We start from the raw sequence: 24832 nt of genomic DNA on the forward strand, positions 1-24832 counted from the left end.
AATTACGCAACAAAGCCCATAGACTCTTCAAGTATCTTATAGATCTCTTTATCTGGCGCATATTAGAACGCGCCAATTTTTTTAATTAAGGTATATGTATGTCTTAATTAAAAACGATGATGGAAGTTATTGTTTCCTTTTTGCCTGCCCCCATGACAGAAATATTAGTTCCAAGCGTTGCCCACGATGATTCAAAAATAGGGTACGTATAGTATTTTTACAATAGTGCCGTCACAAAACCCAAAACAAACTCCCTGATAGAATACTGACGAGTGTGATTAAAGATAACTTTAATGTGTTCTCAGCCAGCTACATTTTGTATATCACTTATCAGCTAAAATGGTGGCCAATATCTTATCGCCTTTGCATTCAACACTGACGTTCATTCCATTGACGAGTGCTCTCTCATTAGGCGCACTTGCTCTCATATCGAGTCCACTTGTTTAAATTTGGACAACTAGTTCGGTAAGCGTTAAAGAAAGAGTGCTGGTTACCCTGAAGTTTTAGTGTAGGCCACATCTTGATGTTATCGAAGATGGCCAATCGCAATGCAAAAATAGACACAGCCCTGGAATATTGAAGCTAATGTTATCGAAAGCTTTTCTGCACTATTTTTTTAGTTTGCGTAATTGGTGTAGCCAAACTTAACACCAATGATACGAACCGCCATATAAGTTTTAACTCATACCATTTGACGTATTATTGCGGAATCTTTTGTCTATGACAGTATGACTTTGTAAGTAAAATCATTACATAATGAAAGCGTATTTATTAAGTTGCCAGTTCAAACCTTGATGTATTGTTTTCATAAAGTTCAACGTTAATGTCGGTTTTATCTAATAGTCATAAGATGTTGCTCCTAATGAATTGATAGCAGCGTAGCTTCTTACGTCTAAAGCGGGACTGTATTGGATAAACCTGTGATAAAAATACAACGATTCACAAAAATGCTGTGCTTGGCCGACATATCACTCAGATTGACATCACTCATGGAAGTTGATTAAACGACTTTATATACTTGTAGTAATTCATTGTTTACTAAATTAGTAAAATCACTGACACGCTTTTGTCCATTTCCTTCCAACTACAATCGTGATGACCAAATTAAAAAGGAGGTCATCATGGTAGTTTTCAACAAAACGAAACGAAGTGGCGTCAAAAAGTCTTTTCGGCTTGAGGAAATTTGGCGGATCAGAACCAGATTAGAAATTGAAAATAATTTGATGCAGCTTGCGTTGCTCAACTTAGCTATTGATAGCAAACTTAGAGCAAGTGATTTGCTCGTTCTCAGAGTTTGCGATGTATCTTCGCAAGATAGGATATTTAACCGCGTTAAGCATATCCAGCGCAAAACAGATATTGAAGTTCAATTTGAGATAACGACAAGAACTCAACAGAGTCTAATGAAATGGATTTTGATGGCTTCGCTACATGACAGCAATTTTATTTTCCCAAGCCAAAGGCGAAAGCAACAACCGATTAGCTATTCGTACTATCGATACTTAGTGAGGAGATGGGCTTCTAATCTGGGGTTGGATCCTAACTTGTATGGCACTCACTCGATGAGGCGAACAAAAGCGACGTTAGTCTACGCAAAAACGAAAAATATCCGAGCGGTGCAGCTACTACTTGGTCATACCAAGGTAGATAATACAATCCGCTATCTTGGGGTTGAATTAGAAGATGCATTGTTGCTTTCAGAAGGTACTGAGTGTTAATCGAAAAGGAACCTAAATACTTAGGTGTTTCAATTGCTATTACGCTGAAAGTTGTTACCCATTCACCGCTACACTTGATTATTTTCAATACGTTAAGTGCAAATACTACTAATCTGTCCAAGGTTTAGAGGACCTTGAACAGATTAGGTATACACAAGCTTAAATTAAACGTTGGAACGCGCGTTTTTCTTCTTTGATTTATAGGCTTTCATTGAAATTTTTAAAGCAAGCTGTTTTTGTTTAATTGAAATGAGTTGTCTAGTTACGACCTTATGGTGTAACTCTGTGATAAAGTTTTTTTCCCAAGGCGTAAGGCGGTCAAACCTCAATAAAATAGTGTCATTGAGTACATTGAACAACTCGTATTGGCTTTTATCCATTCGACTGCTAAGCATTCAATTAGAGCACTTAGCTAGAGAAATGACGTTAAGGCTTTCTACTTTCTCATTTTTTCCTAAGGTAATGATTCGATAAGAGATCCCACTCTCTAATAGTGGTCTTATTTCGATGTTGTCACAAAAACTAACGGCGACTTTTTCTACTAAGCGGTCCATATTCAAAGTTTTCTTTTTTATGAAAACAAGAGTGACACTATTGCCCTCTGACTGAGCATTTACGAGTGTGATTGAGCCTAACTCTTGTGGAAGTTGGCTTGAGATAACCGTCGCTCTATAATCGGCAAGCCCATTAGATTTTATTGGGCTTATCTGACAACCGTTAAGCATGACACTGACGAAGAGAATTACAGTTGTTCGTAGCATTATACGCTCCTTCTTCCTTTCTTCTCCCTTTAGGTGCCTTAAAATATTTATGGATATAACGTGAAGACATAGAAGATAAGAGCGCACTATAATCTAAACTGAATGTGACTTTTTCCCCTACAAGTAGTGGTTTCTGTGAGGATTCAAGGACAAGGTGATCGCTAGTTGAAGACATGATCTTAATCCCATTCGGAGCCTTAAGCCCGCCGACACAAACATCTTGGCGGCCTAATGCTAGAATAGCTTGTGAGACCTCCCCTCTATCTTGAAGGTTTTCTTTTTCACCAAAAGCATTTAACCCCCGACTCCCCCAAGGCAAAGTCGGTTTAGTCTTGGATTCAATCACTTCAGCGGTCAAAGAAACCGCATCCGTATGTAAGCCTTTGATATTTTCGTGCTCTAAAGGCTCACAGCCTAAAAAAATTGCTTCTCCTATACGAAGGTGATTGACTCGAGTTAAGCCTGTTCTCTGAAGAGCCCAGTTAACTGAAGCAGAATTACCCCCTGAAATAATTTCTAGATTGATCCCAAATGTAGCTTCAATTCCATCGGCAAGATCAGAAAGAATATTCATATTTTTGTCATCTGGAGCGACACCATACCGACAAGCTAAATTCGTACCAATTCCTTTTATCGTGATGTTTGGTAAAGAAATAATCTCACGGATAAAATCAATAACGCGATTAGGCATCACACCTTCTCTGAGATCGCCAAGCTCAACCATAATAATAATATCGTGACGACAATTTTGTTGTTCCGCTGCATGTGAAAGCCTCTGAATCACTTCAACTTCAGAGTTTAAACTCATATCACTGTATTTTATTATGCTCGCCACTTGACTGAGTATGGGTGTACGTATCAGCATTTTGGGGATAGAAATGCCAGATTCAGTCATCTTTTGAAGATTTTCGATTCTTGAATCGGCTAACATTGGTGCGCCAGCATCAATAAGAACTTGTGCGATGATAGGGTGACCGAGGAAGGCTTTTGTTACAGGCGTAACGGATATATTTTTCAGTGAGAGCTGAGTAATCAGGAATTGAGCGTTATGGTGAACTTTCCCACAATCGATGTCTAACCTAGGGTAGTTCACCCTTTTTCGGCCAGTTTACTTTCTATTTTAGGGAAAGCTGACGTTACGATGTGCAACAGATGTTCGACAGGTTGTGACAAGACATCAGTAACAGGTAGACCAAATTCGGTAGTGTAACTGTCTATCACACTGCGTGTTTCATCCAACGACATATCTTCATGATTCAGTGTTAGTCCAATAACATTGGTATTAGAAAACGTTTCGATAAGATTGATTTCTGAGGCAATCGAAGGCATTGGGCAATCAGGAAAATCACTACGATATAAACGTTTAGGGGCATGTTGCAGTATCACACCCGTTGGACAGCTGCCACGTAAGATAAAAGCGCTGGTTGAAAACGCAGGGTGACTCAAGGCTCCTTGCCCTTCAATAATAATCAGATCCGGGTTTTCTTTTTCATAGGCCTGTACAATGACAGATTCCAACTCACCGGCACAAAATTGTGAAGGAACAGCATCGAGTGCAACGCAGTATTGTGCGCCTTGCATAGTGCCTGTTTGACCGGTGGCAATCAGAACGACGTTAAGGCCTTTTTTAGTCAGTTCATTCGTTAATATTGTTGCTGTTGTTCGTTTTCCTAGCGCGCAATCCGTCCCCATGACAGCAATTCTCGGACATTTAACGTTGTGTATTTTCCCGATAAACGTTTTCAGATCGCCTTTATTTTTGGGTTTGCGAGTATCGAATATTCGAACGTTATTCTTTAAGCTGGCTTCTAAAAATAGAGGATCATCGGTTAGGAATTCATGTAAGCCATTTACGATGTTCATTCCTAGTGACATGGCATTTAAAATTATGCTTTTATCTAAGTCAGATAAAAAGCCACTTGATGGCGCAATGCCAAAAATGAAGTAATCAGGAATGCTTTCTGCGTGAATGATAGCTTCTTCAGCATTAGCAAGGATAGGTATTCCATTGGCTTTGTTATCAAGAACTTCACCAGCATCTAAGCCAGCAGACTCACTATCAATAACCGATAGAATACGATAGCTTAACGAATGTCTCACTAACCCATTAGCGGTTTTACCATCAATTTTACCAAAATTACCTTCGCAATATATAATCGCAGAAGGGATGACAGGTTTTACTTTCTGAGCAAGTGGTAACCAAGGTGCGAAGTGGGGTACATCGTTGTTGATTTCTACATTTTCAATTCTAGTGAGTTTGAAGATGTTTCTTAACTTTTGGGTTGAAATGGACATAATTAAAGCCTGCGGTGAGGCTTAGGAGGGCAACTAAGGAGTGCCGAGATGTGAGTTCGGAAAAGAAAAGAAGTCCCCACTAAGCGGTAGGGATAACAACCAAGATAACACACTCACCAGACTTTTGTTGATTATTATTAATACGCTTTCTAAGTCTATCACTTTCAGGCTTCACCCATACTAACGTGATTGATTAGAGATCTAAGACTCATTGTTCAACGTCGCCGTATCAACCTCTCAGCTTTAAGGTTTCAAGATACTTTTTCTAATATTAGTTAAGTGAATTAGAGTTTTGAGTTTAACGCGTTTTTGTCCAATTTCGTGCTAGTAGGTACCAGAATCTTCCGTGATTGTTAAGTTCGATGAAGGGATAAAACCTTCAAATCAATCTAAGTATGTTTTGAAAATGTGATTAAAAAGGCTGAATCAATAAACTGATCAGCCTCTATCAATTTATTCCATTAAAGGTAACGACTTCTCAAATGTTCGATTCTAACCAATTGAAGATAGGGGATAGGTCACCGCTTTCAATCACTGAGTTCACATCCACTGTTTTCTTCATTGAAGCCATGAACTGAGCCGCGTACATCGCACCTAATGTGTAAGGTGGGAAGTAACCGAATGCGCCGTCCGTCCAGTGGAGAATGTGACCTGCATTTTAAGGTAGTTGCGGCTGTCCAAATTCTTGCTAACGGGGCGACTTAACTCACAAAGTACGAAAAGTGGGGGCAGAGTACAGTTCTTGACTCAAACGAATTCGCTAGTTTTTGCTCTGTAAATCGCACTGAAAGAGTCACACACATACAAGGTAGTATGAGCATAGCCTTGAACAAGCCCAAAATCCTCGCTGAGAGCGTTTGAGGAGGTCTGAGGGTTGTTTTTGGTAGCTAATTTACCCATTTACCATAATAAGAATGATGAACTCCGACTTTAATTGCATGAAACGAGAGCTATCTATTTAGTTTCACTGCTGCGACAATCTTAATTTCTTACTAAACTGGGATTAGTATTGAACTAATAAAAAAGGAATAGTTATGCGAATTGTTTTTTTTGTTTTTGCTCTTTTTTTTTCTTCCCTTTCATTTGGAGGTTTTAAACCAATTCACGATAAAGCCTTAGAAGAAAAAGCACTCGATGCATTAGAAGTTCACTTAGTAGCTGAAGGTTTGATAAGAGATGATGCTGAGCTAGCTCTCGCGTATGAGGAGGGAGGGAAGAGTATTTTTTTCTTTCGAGTAAGAGTGCATGAAGGTGGGGATGAGTTATATAGGGTTTTTTGCTCAAAGGCTAGGTGCCGTTTTAGTTATAACTGACAATTGAAGTTGTAGTGGTCTAATGATCCCTGACAATCACGTAAGCGACTTTTTCTATCCTTTTAATTCATGCTTTGCTTAATTGGCAATCTTGCTAAAACGGAAATTTCCAGAGGCTTCATAAGCCTGAAGCTTTACTCGTGGCGCTTTTCTTGCAAAGTGCCTGCTAGCTCAGATCTGCCCCAAAATCACTTAGATTGAATACTCTACATCGTTTAGGATGCGAACATTTTCCCTACTAAAAGTCATCCATCCTTATGAACTTTAGTTGTGAACAATTGCTATGTATCACATCAACCATTTAGTCACTTTATCTTCACGGGCTGGGGGTAAAATCACAACAAACTGTATGATATCTTTTATATTATTTAAAGGTACAGGGAAAGTGACATGACTGAAGAGATAGTCAGCTTGATACCTCACACTCCTATATAAAGGGTGTAATCCATCAAAACTCGAACTTAAAGTTAACTGAAACGAAAACAAGGCTCTAATTGAACCTTGTTAAAAAATTGGATGAGTCTATGAGTTAACGACGGAGACCATCTTCAAATCGCTTGCGATAATTGTTTATCACGGTGATTAACGACTTTTTAATATCAACAATTTGTTTGGAATGTGGACACCAAAGCGCGAAGCCAAACTTGAAGCCCTCTAGCATCTCATCGGCTTCAACTGGCTCAATAGCATGATTGGCAAACTCAGTATTAGCAAAGGTTTTAGGCAGTAACGCCCAACCCAACCCCGCTTCGACCATCTTTATCACTAGGGCAAGTTGATCGATTGCTTCATTGTCTGAGCTGTAAATAATCTTCTCTGACATACCTTCTTCAATAAAAGATCGTAAGACAAATTGTTTGCTGTTTTTCAGAGCCACCAAGACTGCACTTTTCTCCAACCTAGATAGATCTCCACCTTTTTGAACAAAAGGGAGAAATTCGAAATGCCCAAGGAAAGTAGCATCAAAGCTATACATCGCCTGACGGTCATGCACATTGACGATACCAAAATGGTATTCGCCACTATCTATGCCTCTTTTGATGTCCTGTTTATTCCTAACAAAAAAGTTCACGCGCATTAGCGGAAAATCGCGAAGAAATTGCTGGCGGATTTCAACCAAAGCGCGATGAGGAATCACACTAGAATAAGCGATGTTGACGCTTTCTAATCCACCATAAGAGAGGCTTAGCGCCAATTTATCGAAAGTACGCGCTTGCTCGATGGTTAATTTAGCATTGTGATAAAGAAGGTGACCATCTTCAGTTGGCTCTACCGAACGCCCCACTCGTTCAAACAAACTGACCGCTAGTTGGTCTTCAAGGTTGGTAATCACCTGCCCTATCGTAGTTCGGTGCTTATTGAGTTTGACCGCGGCTTTGCTAAACGAGAGTTGTTCATAAACGGTCACGAACGCGAGAAGTTGTTCAAAACTAAAATTCATAGGTTTCACTTCCTTTCTAGAGTGATTTACTTAAAATATGATAACTGATCTGCACCAGTGATACTGGACACTCGACTAAGCGAGTTGCCATACTTCTGTTAATTCATGACTTACTAAATTAGATAAAACGCAACTCGGAAATGTCCAGAACCTTCACAGATGGCACTTCGTAACTCAGAAGTGCCCCTTTTCTAGTTAGAACCAAAGCTACCCTTCAGCCATAATTGTGACTTTTGACTTACAATACTTGTACTATGCTTTTTTCAGCTTGGTTCTACTTACACAGCAAGCTCTGCAAGTAGAAACCTTCAATGTAGTTGGGCGTTTTATCTACAGATAACGACTTCTCAAATGGTCTTTGAAGTATTGCGCATTCAAGGTTTCGCCCGTTGCACCTTTCACCAAGTCATCAGTGGTCAGCAGGCTGCCTTTGCTCCAAATGTTTGATTCTAACCAAGTGAAGATAGGGGATAGGTCACCGCTTTCAATCACAGAGTTTATATCTACCGTTTTCTTCATTGAAGCCATGAACTGCGCCGCGTACATCGCACCTAATGTGTACGATGGGAAGTAACCAAATGCGCCGTCTGTCCAGTGGATGTCTTGCATACAGCCGTTAGTGAAGTTGCCTTGAGTGCTTAAACCAAGGTAAGACTGCATCTTGGTATTCCATAACTCTGGCACGTCAGTGTGTTTGATCTTGCCGTTGATCAAGTCACGCTCAATCTCGTAACGCAGGATAACGTGTGCAGGGTAGGTGAGTTCATCAGCATCGACACGGATGAAGTCTTTCTTCACGCGCGTGTAGATCTTCTGGAAGTTTTCTTTCTCAAATTCTGAGCCTGAGAATTGCTGACCAGCCAAGTTCGCTAAGTGTCCAATGAACGGGTCGCTGCGGCCGACTTGCATCTCGAAGAATAAAGATTGAGATTCATGAATGCCCATAGAACGAGCTTCCCCCGCTGGTTGTCCTGCTAGGTGTTTTGGTAAGCCTTGTTCGTAACGTGCGTGGCCTGTTTCATGCACAATACCCATTAAGCTTTGAACGAATTCCGCTTCGTCATAGCGTGTTGTGATACGCACGTCTGAAGGCACGCCGCCACAGAATGGGTGAACACTTTCATCCAATCGGCCGTGTTCAAAATCGAACTGAAGCAGCTTCATGACTTCTAAACCCAGTGCTTTCTGTTTCTCGGTCGAATAGATACCTGATGGTGCGTTAAATTGCTCGCTCGATTGTTTTTCGATCACTTCATCAATTAAACCTGGAAGCCAAGTTTTAACGTCTGCAAATAGGGTATCAAGTGAAGTAGAGCTGGTGCCCGGTTCATAAATATCCAGCATCGCATCATAAGGCGTTAGATTGGCTGCGTCTGCGCGAACCTGCGCTTCTTCACGAGAAAGCTCAACCACTTCACGCCAGTTCTTTTCGAATCCAACCCAGTCGTTGTTACCGCGTTGGCTACGCCACGCATGTTCACATTTTGAACCCGATAGAGATTTCGCTTCAACCAGTTTTTCTGGAAGTAGGTTTGCTTGTTGCCACTGGCGTTTTATTTCACGAAGTGACGATTGTTGCTCAGTGTTCAGCGCTTCATTTTCAGCGTCTGCAATCCAATCGCCAAGCTGTGGTTGAGTCATTAAGCCGTGAATATGAACAGAAAGCTCGGCCATCGCTTCACTACGAGCTTGGTTACCACCTGCTGGCATCATTGAAGCTTGGTCCCAACCACAAATAGAAGCTAGGTGTTGAAAGCGTGAACATTTTTGAGAGTGTTCGACTAGTTTTTTGAATGCGCTCATTTGACTACTCTTAATTTGGTTTCTTTAAATGATCCTTAGGGCTGCGTCAGCGTTAAGGTTCATCTCGTGTACTTTGATTATGGCTTTGCTTTTTAATGACGCCGACCTTCGCAGTCGAAGATATAGCGAGAAAAGCATGAGGCGGTACGATGCCTTGAATTTACTATTTCTTAACAAATCAAACTGTTCTATTGTGCACAAAATCAGTGAGTTGTATAGCTGGTGGCAATTGTTGCTTGCGAATTGTTCAGATACACGGTATTGATGATAGATCGCTGAACAAAAATGACAATGATATGGATATTTTGAACTTTGAGGCATTTCTAATTGCCATCACTATTTTAACGCTAACGCCGGGCTTAGATACGGCTTTGGTGATTCGCAATACTAGCCGCTCTGGCTTAGCTGACGGTTGTATGACGAGCTTTGGTATTTGTAGCGGCTTGTATGTACACGCGTTTTTCTCTGCTGTGGGTATATCTGCAATCCTCGCCCAATCCGCTGAACTCTTTCAAGCCGTTAAGATGGTAGGTGCGGTTTACCTCATCTGGCTTGGCTTAAGCAGTTTGCGAGCGTTGATGAAAAACGGTGGCGGTTTGAAGGTCGGAGAACAAGCTCAGCAGGCTTACAGTGCAAAGCGTTCTTTGCGTGAAGGCTTTCTGTCTAACGTTCTTAACCCAAAAACAGCAGTTTTCTATCTGGCCTTTTTACCTCAATTTGTAAACCCTGAAGGTTCGCCTTTATTGCAATCTATGTTGATGGCTTCGGTACACTTTATGATTGCGATGGTATGGCAATGTGGTTTGGCTGGCGCGCTTAACTCGGCTAAAAATTTGCTCAAAAACGCGAGTTTTATGAAGTGGATGGAAGGCGTGACGGGCATGGTGCTGGTTGGGCTGGGTGTTAAGCTTCTGATGGAAGAGCCTGTGTAGTTCACCGTTTTCAGTTGAACATGAATATATGAAAGCCCACGATGTGTCGTGGGCTTTGTGCTTTATTACTGGTAGATCTTTGTACCGATCTTATTCTACAGCGCAGTTATTCAACGACGCTAATGTTCATCTCAGCACCTTCGAAACCTAAGTCACTCAACTCATCGGCGTTAAAGTTGGTGGTAACTTCGATGTCGCCAATGCGCTCAGTAGATTCGTTGACGGAATCAGTACTTCTTTTGCTGCGTAGATTGTTAGTAATTGGTGTTGCTTGTCCAATTTCGATAGTACCTGCAAATTGAGATTCAGCGTAGAAATCTCCAGACACGTAAGAGTGGAAGGGGCGTAAGCTTCCGCCAGTCGCGTATTGCATGCTTGATAAGCCAGCTTCTTTAATCGCCCAGCCCCAATCCCACCATTTAGTTTCACCTGGGATGTAACGGTGATCCCATTGGTAGCGAATGTCGGCAGATTCACTGCTGCCACGGCCCATGGTGAAGGTATGAGCCTTGTACGGGCGGTTATCTGGATGAGAGTGCCACGCGTTGCCACCCCAACGAAGGAAGCCGTTGAATTCAACATCGTAGCTAATATCGGCGTTGAATCGGTACGGGTAAGAGATGCTTGAACGATACAGCTCAACTCGAATCGGTAGCTCCGAATTCGCAGGAACCATAGGACGAGCTTGAAGTGTTACTTGTTCGCTAGTGGAGTTGCCATTTGTTTCAGCGAAGCTTTGGTTAGCCTCGAACTTAACGGTGAGCTTAGTTTCGCCAACCAAAGGCCACTTGAATGTGTTCTCTGTTTGAACGCTCTGTGAGAATCCGTAGCTGTTCGTTTTCGACCAGTTTGTTGATTCGTCTACTTTTAGGTCTACCACCACTTGTTGCGCGATGTTGCTGTTGTTTCTTGCCGTCGCGTAAACCGTTTTCACTAGTTCACGATCCGACTCGACAACATCACCATGCCAAAAGTTGTCGTCGTTAACGGTGTAGGCAAAATTGTCGACGGTGATTTTGGTTTTTTCATCACAGCGATAGCCGCTACAAGAGCCATTGTTATTTCCTTGTATTACCCAACTGTTGCCAGAGCGCTTTATCGTCATGTCTTCGCCCACGTACTGACTGTTATTACCGCCAACCCAAGCGTAACCTAGGTTGTGGGCTAAGTAGCTTAATGGGCGTACAAAGTCGTTACGGTTGTTCACTAATTCATACTGAACATCGATTTCGCTGCCTTCCTGAACCGATTTGGCGGAATAGGTAGGGATTTCAGATTGGTCGTTGTTTGGGTAACAGAACGTTGACCCACTGCTTGATTGCTTAATTTCGCCATGATAACCCGGCCCCATGATTACCCAGTTTCCTTTTAACCCGGTGATCTGCCAAGTGCCCATGCGAGCGACCAAAGTACTCTTCTGCTCTTCTGCTTCATAACGGTCTATAGGACGATAACCAGAGCGACAGACATCTTCACCAAGTTGGTCAAACACTATTTGGTCTGGGTAAATCTTCGCATTTACACCGGTTGATAGAACAGACAACACTGCGGTTGCTAAGAGACTTCTGTTTACTGTGATCATTAACAATTCCCTCATTTGTAATTTTTCTATTTTGATAATGTTTTGTGTGCCGTGCAGTTAACAAGACAAGTTCACTTTTTCATGTTGATAAATAGATAGATACTGAAAAGGGTTGAATTAAATTACCCAGTTAATTCAATGGCTTGTATTGTCATTAGTGTTTTTACGGTGAAAGAGTATGCAACTGAACGTAAATTGTTTGATGGGGCTCAAACCGTTTTTAGAAAAATGAAGGCCCATTATTCGGGCTTAGACGTCAAAATTATTTGACGTTATTTTTGGCGTTTGTATGAATGGTTAATTAGAAGAACAGGTATAACCATTCACAATACTCGTAGTTTTAAGGTGGGCAGGTAGTGATTGACAAAGAGTAAAAATCTAACTTGAATATTTTGCTTTGCTATCGGTTTTAAAATGCAAACACTTAAAGTAAGGAAGACTGTAATAATTGTATTACTGATAAAATAATGAAAATAACCATCCGTTTTTTATGTGTAATATCGGAAAAGCTTGCTACTTGATAATAGGGCACTTGTTGCTAGTGGTTAAACTATCTCTAATTATCGTTTGGCCAGAAGTTGCGTTCGGCCTGTATTACACGTTTTAATGATGGCAAATAAATCATTCGAACTTAAGATATCAATCTTTACCGTTAATGGGTCATTGTTGATTAACAGGTAAGGCGCCAATCGGCTGTCATTCATTGTTTTATTTGTTTTTTGCACAGAGACTAAGTCAATGGTGCCAGAAATAGAAAAGAAAAGTGATTGAGAAGGAGGGGCTGTTCCTCTGAATCGCAGAACAAGTGGGTCGGGCATGTTGTCGTCTTGAACGGACATCAGGTGCAGCACCTTGTTGTTACTTATTTTCGTTAATCCGTCGGTACGTAATACATTGTCATTCACTATCAGGTCCACCACGCTATGTTGGTAGCGATGCTCTTCTTTTGGTTGGGGCGAAGGGATACTCCATATGCCAACCAATAAAACGAATGCAGAAATGAGCGCAACGATTGGCATCATAATTGACCTCTTTCTAGGAATAGGGCCAGTTCGGTACTGGCTTGATCTAGTTGGGTTGGCGTGTAAAAGATGTTGACGGACTGCGTGTGGCTTTGTTCAGAATAGAGAGCTCAGAATATTCCGCTTCTTCGCTAATGTACGCCACGCAATCACATTGATACTGATAGAGAATGCTTTCTAGCTCTGGCGTCATCGCCATTTCAGGGGCTTGGAAAACTTGTATTTGACCTATCCATTGCTCGCTGAGCCGGTTAACGGGGTTGATATCGCTGAGGTTTCTCTCATTAACCTTAGCAAAAGCCAATAACGCTGATGCCAACAGTAAGCAGCCAGTGGTGAAGTAGCACAACTTGTTTCGGTTTTCAGCAGTGGGAAAGTAAGCCGACGAACTTTGTTTAGGGTTAGGCTTAGGTTCGACTGCAACAGCTGCACCGATAGCAATACCGTTATTGCCGACGGGTATCAGGTTGCTCGCATCAGCAAGGGGAGTTGTGGCTGCATTATTGATGGGGGAGTCGATTACCACGCACTCATCGATAAGGCGATAGCCCACCTTAGGAACGGTGACGATTGGGGTTTCTTTGATGCCTAATCTAACGAACCCTTGGCGCAGTAAACTTATACTTTTCGCTAGTGACGTATCCCCTATGAACTCGTTTCCCCAAGCGAAGCTAATAATATCTTGTTTGTTAACAATATCGGGTGAGTTTTTATGTAATAACTCCAGGACCCGAGTTTCACGGTATCCTACTTTAATAGAACGTTCATCGTTATAAATACGGTTTTTAATCGGGTCGAATCTGATCATATAGCCAACGTTTTATTTTTATTATAATTCTCTCTACAATGTAGATGACTATAAACTGACTAATATATGAATTAAAGTCACATGTTTTATTCTTCTGGTTTTTTGTGTCGTTGAAACAAAAAAGAAATTTAATATGTTTGTGACAAAACGCCTGACACCAACACACAATCTGTTAAATATAAGTAATATCTAATTAAGTGTTGGTTTTATTAGTGTCCTTTTTAGTAGTCTACTATTTGCTTTATTAAATCGCATAGTAGTCGATTTAATATTCTTGTTATTTATAAGGGCATATGTGCTGCATAATAATTTAAGACGTTTCGCTATGTGATGAAAATAAAAAAGCCCGCAGTTGAGTGCGGGCTTGGTATTCAATCACTTCAGTTTACGCTTTAACTGCTTCACAATCATGTGAAGACGTCAACGGTTTGAAGAATAGCTTGGTTTCTTCGATAACAACGTGGCGCAGCAAGATAAGCCCGATTAGGTTCGGAATTGCCATTAGGCCGTTCACGATATCAGCCATTATCCAGATCATGTCGAGCTTTAAGAATGCACCAGAAGCCACCAACGCAATGAAGATGATCTTGTAAGGCAACACAGCTTTGGTACCTAGCAAGAACACAACACAGCGCTCACCGTAGTAGTTCCAACCTAAAATTGTTGTAAACGCAAAGAAGATTAAGCCAACAGAAACCAACATAGGGCCAAGGGTATCTGCATTCAGACCAACAGCGAATGCGTGAGTGGTCATCGCAGCGCCTGAAAGATCAGTCTGCCAAGCACCCGTTAAGATAAGCGCCAAACCTGTCATCGTACAGATGATGATGGTGTCGAAGAAGGTACCTGTCATAGAGACAAGTCCTTGTTTCACACATGAGTCTGTTTTAGCCGCTGCTGCAGCCATTGGTGCGCTACCTAGGCCAGATTCGTTCGAGAACACACCACGAGCGATACCTGATTGGATAGCAAGCATGATGCTCGCGCCAAAGAAACCACCGGTTGCTGCTGTGTTGGTAAACGCAGAAGTCACAACAAGGGTAATGGCATTCAGTAGTTGGTCGGCATTTGAAATCAGAACGCTTAAACACGCGACGACGTACATAACCGCCATAGTAGGAACAACTTTCCCTGCCACTTTAGCGATAGATTGGATACCACCAAGGGTAACCACTGCCACTAATATAGTAAGAACGACAGCAGACATCTCACGCGAAGCGCCAAATGAGATTTGAGTTGCGTCCAAGATAGCGTTGACTTGTGGGAAGGTACCGATACCGAAGCAAGCAACGCCGAGCGCGAAGACAGCGAACATTACCGCTAAGATTCGTGAGCCGACACCGTATTGCAGGTAGTACATTGGGCCGCCAACCATTTCGCCATTGCTATCGGTTCTGCGGTATTTAACGGCGAGTAGACATTCTGCGTACTTGGTCGCCATACCAAATACAGCGGCAAGCCACATCCAGAATAGGGCACCAGGGCCACCAATCTTGATTGCGGTCGCTACACCAACGATGTTACCTGTACCAATGGTTGCTGAAAGTGCAGTACACAAAGCCGCGAAACTCGATACGTCACCCGTACCAGATTTGTCTTTGCTGAACACCATTTTCAGTGCAGTTGGGAGGTGTCTAAACTGGAGTAAGCCTAAGCGAAAAGTAAAATAGATACCTGTACCCACTAGCAGAATAAGCAGTGGTGGTCCCCAAACGAATTGGTTGATGGTTTGTAGTGTAGCTTGTAGGTGGTTCATAGATTCCCCTTAATAAATTAAAAATTTAAGGAGAAGAGGGAAGGCAGTGCAGATCTCAGGGATCGGGCGCACTACTTAATACATACGGATTTCTAGATAGAATTCTTGTGTTAATTAAGGCTGTTGCTTTCCACTCCTCTGTCCTTTTGCCTGAGAGTTTCACTTAGCGAATCACTTATAGATAAGTAACGGGCACTAAGCTTGCTCCTTCGGCGACCGATCTAACGGTTCTCTCCAGAGGTTCCTCCAACGACAGTCCTCACTTTTCTGGATTTCTCCAGCATAAAGCACCTGAAAGATTTACTTCTTCGGCGGGTCAATCTAACTAAATGTTAATGTTTAGTTAAAAACCACTCTCCTGCAGTCTTCATCGGAACAATTACCTAAATAATTAGGTAATCTGTAGGCGTATCCTAGATCATATAAAATGTGATGTCAGCTACAAAATATCTGTTTGCACAAATGTTGTTCAACTAAATGATCAAACAACGAGTCTCTGACGTAACTTGCTTATTTAAATGGTATAAAATAGAGAAACAAGGAGGAGTTATGACTCGACTAATAGCGATTGTTTTTTTATTGGCTTTGGCATTTGTACTATTTCGTTACCGGACAAACGAAAAACTGCAAAAATGGGTAGTGATAGTTATCGTTAGCAGTTTCCTTTTGTATACTGCCAGCTTGATGATTTCGGAGTTAACTCGTTAAGCCTGCCTGTAAACAGGTGGGATGAATGTGTTAGTAAAGCTTAAGTGCTTCTGGCTTGAGCGATAGGTTTAACTGAGCCTTCACAATCAGTATTGGCATTCGTGTCAGTGACCGCGTAACGTTAAATAAATTTTTGGGAGTACCCGCTAGTGAACCAGCAATCTGGACAAAGCGAACAAGATGAAGTGGTTGTTATAGAAGAACGCGATAAGCGCAGTCAGCTCTATATCGGCATTGCTGCGGTTATAGGTTTAGCACTGGGTGGCTTAATTGGTTCTACAGTTACGGCTTCTAAGTGGGAGTCCACTTACCAGGTACTCGAAACTCGTTATCAAGAACTGCATGACAGCAGAGCACAGTTGATGACATCCGTTGAAACTAAAGTGGCAAAAGTTGATACCGAAATCGATGCGAAAGTAGAAGCCGCTCTAGTGAAACAAACGGAAGAGCATCAAAAAGAGCTCCAGGAATTAGCGAAGCAGTCTTCGGTTTTAGAGAAGGCGAACTACTCGTTAGAGCAACAGCTAAATGAACAGAAGCAAACGTTAGAGCAAACTCAGCAAGACAACCAGAAACTTAATCGTCAGGCTGACATGCAATCGACTTTGTTTGAGCGTGCGCGTGAAGTTTTCCGAAAAGAATTACAGATTTCTCAAGAACTTGAAAAACTTGAGAAAGAAAGAGATCAACTCGAGCAGAATCTTGGTTCTCTTAAGAAAGCGTGTGATGTTTACTTAGATGGCACATCATGGGATGCGAAATCTGACGCGTGTGAGAAGCAAGATAACGCTAACTCTCGACTGAGTGATATAAGACAAATGATTGAAGTCCACACCATGGACCTCAAACAGATCAAAACTCTCACTGAAGAGATGGGTCTATAAGCCGAAGGCTTTACCAACCTAACGTTAGTTTTGCACTAAATATTGAAACGCCCACATCACACACGTGATGTGGGCGTTTTGCGTTTGTCGAGAGCATAGATCCGGTGCTTTCTCATTATTGATTATTTGCGTGTTTTCATTGTTTGCTTAGATATTTGTGAATAGTTACGTATATCCACAATGATATGTTACTTGTTGTCTATTAAATGACTTTGCATACATATTTTCAGCTCAGAGTCGCTGCATAATAGTGTTGTTCAGGATGAACACGCAGTCGATTGCTAGCTCGCATTTGGCTGCTTTGACGACAAGGGATGGAGTGATGCCAGAGTATCTTTGTGAGAACTGCACCATAGCTTATTGTTTCGATGATTGTCGCTCGCCATTAGCGCAAAAGAGATGATCAAAGTAGAAGAGTTGGTTCGTCGTGTCGATGTTGAACACGATGATGAACAGAGTGAAAAGGGTGAAAAGAGTGAGCAGGGCATTGAAGGTAGTTATTCGCCTAATCGTTCAGACATAAAAAATCCCCACAAGCCAAGCTGGTAGGGATTTTGGATAAGTTGCAGTCCTGTTCTCGCTTTCTCAAGCAAAGGGTCTTACAAAAATTTTTAGAACAGTTTCGTTTTTAGAGCTGTGTCGTTTCTTAGAATGCAGTTAGCTACTAGAGCAAAACCTCATTCCACTAAACGTTATTTCTCATACGTTTTGATTTCGCCTGATTTCACACGAGCAACAAACGATTGTAGTTCTTTCTTCACAACTGGCATCAAGAAGTACAGACCAAGAATGTTGAAGATAGACATCGCAAAGATAGCCGCATCAGAGAAGTCGATTACCGCACCAAATTGAATCGTGGCACCAATAACAACAAACACACAGAACATCACTTTGAAAATCAGCTCCGTTGTTTTGCCTTCACCAAATAGGTAAGTCCAAGCTTTAAGACCGTAGTACGACCAAGAGATCATGGTAGAAAACGCAAACATGATTACTGCGAGAGCGAGTGTGTATTTGAATACTTCTGCCGTTTCAGTAAACGATGCAGCAGTCAGCGTTACACCCGTTAAACCAGAGCCATCGAATGGACCTACGTTTAAACCAGCGATAGTGATAACCAATGCGGTCATTGTACAAATGATTACCGTATCAACGAACGGTTCTAATAGTGATACTAGACCTTCGGTGATTGGTTCTTTTGTTTTAACCGCTGAGTGAGCGATAGCTGCTGAACCTACACCTGCTTCGTTCGAGAATGTTGCACGTTTCAAGCCTTGAATTAGCGCACCAATAAATCCACCAACAACACCTTCACCAGTAAATGCACCTGTAAAGATTGCGCTGAACGCAGGGCCAACTTGATCAAGGTTAGAACCGATAACAATCAGAGCCATACCGATATACAGAGCAGCCATCCAAGGAACAACTTTTTCTGTTACCGATGCGATAGAAGGCATACCACCAACAATCACAGAGAAAACTAAAGAGGCAAGTACAAGGCCAGTGATCACACCGTATTCACTTGGTACATCAAATGCGTAAGTTAACATGGCGTGTGCTTGGTTAGCTTGGAACATGTTACCGCCGCCCAATGCGCCTAAAATACACATTAATGCGAAACCAATAGCGAGCACTTTACCTAGTCCACCTAAACCTCTTTCACCCAGGCCTTGGCTTAGGTAGTACATTGGACCACCCGAAACAACACCTGAAGGTAGGATAGTTCGGTATTTCACACCTAAGGTACACTCACAGAACTTAGAAGCCATACCCAGAAGGCCACACAAGATCATCCAGAATGTCGCGCCAGGGCCACCAATCGCAAGTGCAGCACCTACACCGGCAATGTTACCAAGCCCGACAGTACCAGAAAGCGCCGTTGTTAACGCTTGAAAGTGAGAAACCTCGCCGTCCTCTTTAGAGTTAGGATCGGTATACTTACCTTTGATAATGTCTATCGCCATGCCGACACGTTTAAATTGAACAAAGCCAAAATAAACAGTGAAGATGATCGCAGCGAGCAACAGCCAGCCAACAATCACTGGGAAGTTAGCTTCACCAATCGGTACACTTTTAAATATCAGCCCAACGAACCAACCTGTGTATTCGTTGAAAAAACCATCAACACTTTGACTTAAGTTGCTGATAGCTCGGTTAAATGATCCTTCTTCTGCAAATGCACTGGAACTAAACAATAATATAAACCCAAAAAATAATTCACGTATGTTTTTCATGGTTTTCCCTGTCTTTTTAATAAATTATGTTTGTTGCTGTTGTGTTTGTTTTCTATTTGATTTGTATATCTCAGTGGTTTATCTACTTCATTCGACGGCAACATAAACGGCTGTAGCTAGGTCGAAAAACGAAATAAATATAAGTACTGATCTTGCTTTGTATGGATATCCTTTTGGTATGTGCACCAATAAGACTATGGCATTCGGGCTACCAAGTCCTACTGATAATCCTATACATAAAAATAATGCCAACAAAGAAATTTTTACAATAAATTTACAGTTGTTCGGGTTTTGTCATCATTTGGGAATAAGTCGATGCTTTTTATGCTGAGAAAAGCATATGCAGTAGCTGCTATAGAGTCGGGTGAAGGAGAATTCAGAGTGATGGGCTGGAGGGACATAGAGGGCGCGTAGGGGATTTCGAGTATTCGATATGTTTTCGAGGTGTATAAACATTCTAAGGCTGAAAGTGTATTCGGATCTTAGGATATTAAAAAAGCCCTTTATAAGAGCTTTTTTGATGAGCGGAAAGCATGACTACTTTCCGATAGCACATAAAACTAAACGGCTCGATCACTATTGCCAACCGTGCTTTTGCTGGATTTGTGGTAGAGCTTAAGTGCCAATAACGAACCCCACAACAAAACTTGTCCCCAGAGTAATGTCCATTGAGATGCCACTTCTTGCCAAGATGCACCCATCTGATTAAGTGCTAAGAAGCCTTGGATAGCCGGTGTGCTTGGGAATAGCTGTGATAACAGAACTAACCATTCAGGCATCATTTCAACTGGCCAGATAAAACCTGAAGAGAAGATCAGTGGCATTGAACTGATTAACACTACAACCGTGACTAGCTCTCTTCGTGGCACTAACTCACCAATAAAAATCCCGATCAAACAACTGGCCAGTAAGAAGGGCAGAAGTAAGGTTAAGATCTGTGTTGTTGAGGCGAGCTGGTTTATCCCATACATCGAAAAGCTAGCGCCGAAATAGTACATCGACAACAGGTAATAAATGCCGACTAAGGTACAACAGCGGGCAAGCATCAATTTCGCTGGAGAGGTCTTACTCCAGTAGCCAAATGTCGATTGAGCATTTTGGGTTGCACCAACTAAACCTGAAGCCATGGCTAAGGTTTGTTGCAGGATCAACACAAAGACGGCTGGAACTACGTAATCGATGTATCCCATGCGACTATTAAACGTTGGTTTCAGGTTCAAGCTGAATGCACTGTAGCCTTTGGCTGCCGATTCTAAAGGCACACCTTCGACTAACAAATGGCTGACCTTAACTTGCGCAGCTAACGTACCACCGGCCTTGGCAAGCCCTTCAACAATGGTTCCGTAGACCAAAAAGTAAGAAGCATCACCAGCGTAAGAAAGTGTCGGGCTCTTACCGAGCAACAAGTCTTTATAGAAATCTTCTGGAATGACAAGGAATCCGCCAATCTCTTGGTTAAGCACGGCTTGTTTCGCATCGGCGATGGTGGAGTCTCGACGGACCAATTCGATCTGAGAGGTGGCATCTACCATACGTTCTAATTGGTAGCTGCTTTGGCTCTTATCCAGATTCACAACGGACGCTTTAAGCTGTTGAGGTACTTGGTTTGCGTAAGGCAATGGATATAAGAATGAATAAAATACCACGCCGCCGAATACGGTGAGCAATACAACAGGGTTGCGAAGTGCCGCTAACAGTTCTTGTTTCAGCAGTTGAGTAAAGCTCATTGTTTTACTCCTCGTTGCTCTGCTTGTTTTGACGATATATATCGTGGTGATTGCGCCAAGTGTTTCTTAATCAACAACATCACCACGAAAGCAGGGACTGCGTACCACAACATTGAGGAGAGGCTGATCAAAGACTGTGCTGCGCTCACACCATAACTAGACTGCGCCGTTTGTACTTCGATGTAATGACTCACGGGCAATAAGCTTCTCCAAATTTGAGCTGCCGTGTTCATATCTGTTACTGGAAAGGTAATGCCCATGAACGCAAAACTTGGTGCCGTAAACGCGCCAGCGAAACTCATCGCCCTTGCAGGATCAAGTGTTAAGAAGAAAAACAAACAACCCATGATGATACAGCTGATGACGGTAAGCAGTTGGGCAATGGTCAATGCCACAAAGCTGCCGTTAAATGGCCAGTCTAAGAGCACATAGAACCAAAAGCTAAACGCGATACCAAACATCAAAAACAAGACAAGGTAGGGCGTTAATGTTGATGCGAGTGACTTCATAGGGGCGTTGGATAACCAAGCGTGAAGCCCACGAGCTCTAACGTTCGCCGTCAAAACCAATATCGTGCCCACCACAATCATGATCTGCCACAGTGCAGGAATAACCGCAGACACCAAGAACTGAGCATAACTGGTGTTCTTGTTAAACAGCGGCGTGATCTGGCTTTGTACCGTTACTGCTTGGCCTAATGCGGATTGCACCGTGGTATCACCGTGTGACAGTTGTTTCACGACTTCAAGTTGCGCGTTAAAAGTCCCTTGAGCTTGCAGCAACGCGGAGTTCACCAGCTTACCGATTAAGATAAATTGGCTGTTATAGAATAAAGACACTTGCGGATTCAAGCCGAGCAGAAGGTCTCGGTCGAAGTGCCTTGGTATCACAACATAACCATAGATATCGCGTTCGATCATCGCTTTTGCCGCATCACTCGCAGAGCTGTATTTCTGAGTGACTTGCAGCGTTGGTGACGCATCAACAAGACGTGTGAACTGTTGCGAGATTTGACTGTGTTCCAAGTCAACAACTGCAACCGGTAAGTCACGAGCGATCCCTTGTGAAAAAATCAGCCAGATACTGGCAGCAAGCAGCAAAGGGATCCAAGTTAGGCAAGACAACAACCATTTGTCTTTGCGGACAATCGCCCACTGCCTAAGCAAGGTATTCTTCGCTCTATGATGCTCAGTTGATTGCGAGCCTCTAGATTGCGATCCAGTATATTGAGAGTTAGCAGACATAAGTCACCTAAAGCTCAACCACTAGGCTCATGCCCATACGCAGTGTTTCGCTCGTATCGACAGGGTGTGCTTCTACTTCAAAAGTACGTAAATCGAAGCCTTGTGCTGCGTCTGTTGAGCGCCAAGTTGCGAAATCACCCATTACGGCGATGTGAGTTACTTGGAAAGTTAATGATTTATCCAGAGCCGGTAGGTACGCCTCAAACTGGCTGCCTTTCTCGAAATGCTTAAGCATGTCTTCACGAACATTAAGCACAGCCCAAGCATCCTTGGTGTCGATAACAGTCACAACAGGGAAGCCTTGTGGTGCAAGTTCTCCACTGCTCAATAGAACCTGAGAGACTTCGCCATTAAACCAGCTGTGGATCTGTGTGTCTTTTGCGTAAGCTTCAACTTCCGCTACCGCACCCGCTGCCATTAACGCTTTTTGAGCGGCGGCCACTTTGGTTTCGTCACGCGCACCTTCTTGCGCTAATTGATACATTTGGAATGCAGCGCTTTCGGTGTACTTCGCCGCTTGCCACTGTGTTTTGGCTTCATCACGCTTCTGCTCGGCAACCACACCATCGTTGTAAAGGTTGTTTACACGTTGGTAGGTTTTGTCCATCAGATCGGCAGCTGCTTTGGCTTTCAACCATTGGTCTTTAGCCGCTTGGATCTGTTGAGTACGCGCGCCATTCTCTGCTTCTTGTGCTAATGCACCAGCGGCTTTCTGACCAGCTTTTGCTTGCTCTAGCTTCGCATCAATCTCAGGGCTTAGTAGAGAGAAGATCAATTCGCCTTTTTCAACCGAATCGCCTTTGCGCACGAATATTTCATCAATTCTGCCAGGTACTTTCGATGAGATGCTGTATTGCTGCACATCGATTTGACCTTGAAGCTTAACCGGCTGAGGTTGATAAGCTTGATAGAAACTGTATCCGACCCAGCCAATAACGCCGATACCAACTAAAGATAGAAGAAGGGGCTTAATAGGTTTCATGAATTATCCTTTTGACTGGCTAACGGTGTCTGTTTTTGAGTCGAAATCAGACGGAACAGAGGAGGTTAAGTAACTGGAGTAAGCATTCATTTCGCTGGTTAGCGCTAACAGCTTGTTGAGAGAGATTAGGTATTTGAAGCGAGCAGCAGATTGCTGGGTTTTAATGCTCGCAAGATAAAGCTCGGCATCAACCACTTCTAATGAGTTAGATAACCCTTGTGTGAAGGCTTTTTTACGAAGTAATAGGTTTTCCTGAGCTAAAGACAAGCTCGAGTTTAGGCCTTGAACCTCTTCAATGGCTTGGTTTGCTTCAAGGTAAGTCTTTTGTACCAACACGGTTAAGTCTTGCTTAGCTTGTGACTTAAGGAATTGAACCTGTGATACGGCACTGTGAGCCGCAGCGACTTTGTCGGAACGGCCAGAGGTATCAAGCAGTGGCACATTCACACCAATGCCAACCAACCAATCGGGTTTCATTTCACTGGCTAGAGAGTCATCTTCATACAGGCTGTAATCACCATAAAGGTAAACCTCTGGGTAGTATTTACCTTTCTCGGCTTTAATTAAGCTGCTTGCTTGTTTCTCTTTTGCATCAAGAATCTTAAGGCCGGGGTAGGTCATGAGTGTCTGGTCAATGAACACGTCCATATGAGGCAGGTTCTTATTGATAAACAGTTGTTCAGAGGGTTCTACACTTTCATTTTGACCAAGGATTTGGGTCAACGCCAATTGCGCAATTTTAAGATCGTTCTGAGCTTTCGTGCGCTCTACAATCGCTTTATCTAAAGAAGCATCGGCTTGTAGGCGCTCTACTCGGGCGATTTGTCCTTGCTGTTCAAGCTTGATGGCGAAATCACGATGCTGAGTTAAGCCTGCTTCAACGGCTTGACGCGTTCTCACCACGTCTTCCGCTAAGATCACCGAGAAGTAATACTTACTTAAGTCTTCGTAGCGAGCTTGTTTCTCCATCAACAGTTGGCTTTGCGCTTCTTCGCTTTTACCTTCAGCCGCATTTTGCGCAGCGGTTATTCGACCACCAGTGAAGATAGGCCACACAGCACGAATGGAAGAGCTAAAGATGTCTTGTTCGGTAATCGTTGAGGTAACGCCACCAACTAGAGGGCGCAAAATCGCGGATATAGCAGGGTTTACTCCACTCAAGCTATCTGAAAACTGTTCACCATTAATCGTCACATCACTATCAAGGTGCGTGTAGTTAGCCCCTAAGGTAATAGAAGGAAGATTGAGGCTACTTGTTGAGTTCTGAAGGTGTTGATAACGTTCAACGTTGGCTTGTTGAGCCGCAAGAGAGTTGTTGTTCTCTTGGAGAATTTGCCACGCTTCAGAAAAAGTGAGCGGAGCTGCATAGCCTGGCGAAGCCATAGTGCCGAGAAGCATACTGGCGATCGCAAGGTATCGGAATTTTGGTTTGGTCATCTGCATTAAATACCAATTAGAGTATTAACTCTAATGTTAACAGGGCGATAGTCATTTGTCTTGAATAGATTGTCTCATATGAATAGAAATTCTCATAACTCGTTAATCAAGTGTAAATAAGATTGAGTGACGTGAATATCAAAGATAAATGAAACTTAAAAAGCACGCATAAGCATGCTCTTTAA

Annotated in this window: 19 protein-coding genes, 2 pseudogenes and 1 riboswitch; of the genes and pseudogenes, 5 read left to right on the plus strand and 16 right to left on the minus strand. The window is 42.6% G+C overall.

Annotation, left to right across the window (positions count from 1 at the left end):
• The first annotated feature begins 1121 nt into the window (after positions 1–1121).
• Entirely contained in the window at positions 1122–1718 is a 597-nt protein-coding gene (locus AB4263_RS21680; RefSeq protein ID WP_372098876.1) for a tyrosine-type recombinase/integrase, read from the plus strand.
• 164 nt (positions 1719–1882) lie between these two features.
• Here the strand turns inward: AB4263_RS21680 and AB4263_RS21685 are convergent, their stop codons facing one another.
• From AB4263_RS21685 to AB4263_RS21705, 5 genes and pseudogenes are all read right to left on the minus strand, one after another.
• On the minus strand, positions 1883–2113 hold the full coding sequence (locus AB4263_RS21685) for a hypothetical protein (protein ID WP_004735670.1): 231 nt from the start codon (positions 2111–2113) through the stop codon (positions 1883–1885).
• Positions 2114–2479 (minus strand): type II secretion system pilot lipoprotein GspS-beta, encoded by a 366-nt coding sequence (gene gspS2, locus AB4263_RS21690; protein ID WP_016796828.1) that lies wholly within the window; start codon positions 2477–2479, stop codon positions 2114–2116.
• Positions 2436–3572, minus strand: coding sequence for an alanine/ornithine racemase family PLP-dependent enzyme (locus AB4263_RS21695; protein ID WP_372098877.1), 1137 nt, complete (start codon positions 3570–3572; stop codon positions 2436–2438). Before AB4263_RS21695 ends, gspS2 begins: the two co-directional genes overlap by 44 nt.
• Positions 3569–4774, minus strand: coding sequence for a DUF1611 domain-containing protein (locus tag AB4263_RS21700; protein ID WP_372098878.1), 1206 nt, complete (start codon positions 4772–4774; stop codon positions 3569–3571). The genes AB4263_RS21695 and AB4263_RS21700 overlap by 4 nt, the downstream gene beginning before the upstream one ends.
• Positions 4775–5255: 481 nt before the next feature.
• Positions 5256–5417, minus strand: a pseudogene (locus AB4263_RS21705) (carboxypeptidase M32); the annotation flags it as partial.
• A gap of 391 nt (positions 5418–5808) precedes the next feature.
• On the opposite strand from AB4263_RS21705, the gene AB4263_RS21710 reads away from it, so the two are divergent.
• A complete protein-coding gene (locus tag AB4263_RS21710; RefSeq protein ID WP_102321458.1) occupies positions 5809–6087 on the plus strand; it encodes a hypothetical protein in 279 nt (92 codons plus the stop codon).
• A 529-nt stretch (positions 6088–6616) separates the two neighbouring features.
• Here AB4263_RS21710 and AB4263_RS21715 read toward each other — a convergent pair.
• Together AB4263_RS21715 and AB4263_RS21720 are read right to left on the minus strand one after the other, a co-directional pair.
• Complete coding sequence (locus AB4263_RS21715) at positions 6617–7528, minus strand: LysR family transcriptional regulator (protein WP_017069525.1); 912 nt, start codon at positions 7526–7528, stop codon at positions 6617–6619.
• 330 nt (positions 7529–7858) lie between these two features.
• Positions 7859–9331, minus strand: coding sequence for a carboxypeptidase M32 (locus AB4263_RS21720; RefSeq protein ID WP_372098879.1), 1473 nt, complete (start codon positions 9329–9331; stop codon positions 7859–7861).
• 296 nt (positions 9332–9627) lie between these two features.
• Here AB4263_RS21720 and AB4263_RS21725 point away from each other — a divergent pair, with 296 nt between their 5' ends.
• Positions 9628–10263, plus strand: coding sequence for a LysE family translocator (locus AB4263_RS21725; protein ID WP_017058961.1), 636 nt, complete (start codon positions 9628–9630; stop codon positions 10261–10263).
• A gap of 106 nt (positions 10264–10369) precedes the next feature.
• Here the strand turns inward: AB4263_RS21725 and AB4263_RS21730 are convergent, their stop codons facing one another.
• The 4 genes from AB4263_RS21730 to AB4263_RS21745 all read right to left on the minus strand — a co-directional run bounded on the left by AB4263_RS21730 (position 10370) and on the right by AB4263_RS21745 (position 15431).
• Entirely contained in the window at positions 10370–11845 is a 1476-nt protein-coding gene (locus tag AB4263_RS21730) for an aerolysin family beta-barrel pore-forming toxin (protein WP_372098880.1), read from the minus strand.
• A gap of 560 nt (positions 11846–12405) precedes the next feature.
• Positions 12406–12867 carry a hypothetical protein gene (locus tag AB4263_RS21735; protein WP_372098881.1) on the minus strand — a complete coding sequence of 154 codons (462 nt, stop codon included), beginning with the start codon at positions 12865–12867 and terminating at the stop codon, positions 12406–12408.
• A 46-nt stretch (positions 12868–12913) separates the two neighbouring features.
• The gene (locus tag AB4263_RS21740) at positions 12914–13675 is read right to left on the minus strand and encodes a transcriptional regulator (protein ID WP_372098882.1); all 762 of its coding nucleotides are present in this window, start codon (positions 13673–13675) and stop codon (positions 12914–12916) included.
• A 385-nt stretch (positions 13676–14060) separates the two neighbouring features.
• Entirely contained in the window at positions 14061–15431 is a 1371-nt protein-coding gene (locus AB4263_RS21745) for a sodium:alanine symporter family protein (protein ID WP_017066272.1), read from the minus strand.
• Between the two features lie 128 nt (positions 15432–15559).
• A riboswitch (glycine riboswitch) is annotated at positions 15560–15679 on the minus strand.
• A gap of 609 nt (positions 15680–16288) precedes the next feature.
• Here AB4263_RS21745 and AB4263_RS21750 point away from each other — a divergent pair.
• A complete protein-coding gene (locus tag AB4263_RS21750; protein ID WP_017059725.1) occupies positions 16289–17023 on the plus strand; it encodes a chromosome segregation ATPase in 735 nt (244 codons plus the stop codon).
• A gap of 322 nt (positions 17024–17345) precedes the next feature.
• Positions 17346–17572: pseudogene (locus AB4263_RS21755) on the plus strand (hypothetical protein).
• Between the two features lie 143 nt (positions 17573–17715).
• Here the strand turns inward: AB4263_RS21755 and AB4263_RS21760 are convergent.
• The 5 genes from AB4263_RS21760 to AB4263_RS21780 form a co-directional block, all read right to left on the minus strand.
• Complete coding sequence (locus tag AB4263_RS21760; RefSeq protein WP_372098883.1) at positions 17716–19257, minus strand: alanine/glycine:cation symporter family protein; 1542 nt, start codon at positions 19255–19257, stop codon at positions 17716–17718.
• A gap of 560 nt (positions 19258–19817) precedes the next feature.
• On the minus strand, positions 19818–20984 hold the full coding sequence (locus tag AB4263_RS21765; RefSeq protein WP_372098884.1) for an ABC transporter permease: 1167 nt from the start codon (positions 20982–20984) through the stop codon (positions 19818–19820).
• On the minus strand, positions 20981–22228 hold the full coding sequence (locus AB4263_RS21770; protein WP_372098885.1) for an ABC transporter permease: 1248 nt from the start codon (positions 22226–22228) through the stop codon (positions 20981–20983). Before AB4263_RS21770 ends, AB4263_RS21765 begins: the two co-directional genes overlap by 4 nt.
• Positions 22229–22235: 7 nt before the next feature.
• On the minus strand, positions 22236–23210 hold the full coding sequence (locus tag AB4263_RS21775; RefSeq protein ID WP_017070946.1) for an HlyD family secretion protein: 975 nt from the start codon (positions 23208–23210) through the stop codon (positions 22236–22238).
• Between the two features lie 3 nt (positions 23211–23213).
• Positions 23214–24653 carry a TolC family protein gene (locus AB4263_RS21780; protein WP_017063805.1) on the minus strand — a complete coding sequence of 480 codons (1440 nt, stop codon included), beginning with the start codon at positions 24651–24653 and terminating at the stop codon, positions 23214–23216.
• Positions 24654–24832 lie beyond the last annotated feature (179 nt).

The organism is Vibrio sp. 10N.261.55.C5 (assembly GCF_041470505.1).
Classification (GTDB): domain Bacteria; phylum Pseudomonadota; class Gammaproteobacteria; order Enterobacterales; family Vibrionaceae; genus Vibrio; species Vibrio crassostreae_C.

Coding starts and splice junctions, on each gene's coding strand:
- AB4263_RS21680 (WP_372098876.1), top strand. CDS start 1,122: ATGGTAGTTTTCAACAAAACGAAACGAAGTGGCGTCAAAAAGTCTTTT.
- AB4263_RS21685 (WP_004735670.1), bottom strand. CDS start 2,113: ATGCTTAGCAGTCGAATGGATAAAAGCCAATACGAGTTGTTCAATGTA.
- gspS2 (WP_016796828.1), bottom strand. CDS start 2,479: ATGCTACGAACAACTGTAATTCTCTTCGTCAGTGTCATGCTTAACGGT.
- AB4263_RS21700 (WP_372098878.1), bottom strand. CDS start 4,774: ATGTCCATTTCAACCCAAAAGTTAAGAAACATCTTCAAACTCACTAGA.
- AB4263_RS21710 (WP_102321458.1), top strand. CDS start 5,809: ATGCGAATTGTTTTTTTTGTTTTTGCTCTTTTTTTTTCTTCCCTTTCA.
- AB4263_RS21715 (WP_017069525.1), bottom strand. CDS start 7,528: ATGAATTTTAGTTTTGAACAACTTCTCGCGTTCGTGACCGTTTATGAA.
- AB4263_RS21720 (WP_372098879.1), bottom strand. CDS start 9,331: ATGAGCGCATTCAAAAAACTAGTCGAACACTCTCAAAAATGTTCACGC.
- AB4263_RS21725 (WP_017058961.1), top strand. CDS start 9,628: ATGGATATTTTGAACTTTGAGGCATTTCTAATTGCCATCACTATTTTA.
- AB4263_RS21730 (WP_372098880.1), bottom strand. CDS start 11,845: ATGATCACAGTAAACAGAAGTCTCTTAGCAACCGCAGTGTTGTCTGTT.
- AB4263_RS21735 (WP_372098881.1), bottom strand. CDS start 12,867: ATGATGCCAATCGTTGCGCTCATTTCTGCATTCGTTTTATTGGTTGGC.
- AB4263_RS21740 (WP_372098882.1), bottom strand. CDS start 13,675: ATGATCAGATTCGACCCGATTAAAAACCGTATTTATAACGATGAACGT.
- AB4263_RS21745 (WP_017066272.1), bottom strand. CDS start 15,431: ATGAACCACCTACAAGCTACACTACAAACCATCAACCAATTCGTTTGG.
- AB4263_RS21760 (WP_372098883.1), bottom strand. CDS start 19,257: ATGAAAAACATACGTGAATTATTTTTTGGGTTTATATTATTGTTTAGT.
- AB4263_RS21765 (WP_372098884.1), bottom strand. CDS start 20,984: ATGAGCTTTACTCAACTGCTGAAACAAGAACTGTTAGCGGCACTTCGC.
- AB4263_RS21770 (WP_372098885.1), bottom strand. CDS start 22,228: ATGTCTGCTAACTCTCAATATACTGGATCGCAATCTAGAGGCTCGCAA.
- AB4263_RS21775 (WP_017070946.1), bottom strand. CDS start 23,210: ATGAAACCTATTAAGCCCCTTCTTCTATCTTTAGTTGGTATCGGCGTT.
- AB4263_RS21780 (WP_017063805.1), bottom strand. CDS start 24,653: ATGCAGATGACCAAACCAAAATTCCGATACCTTGCGATCGCCAGTATG.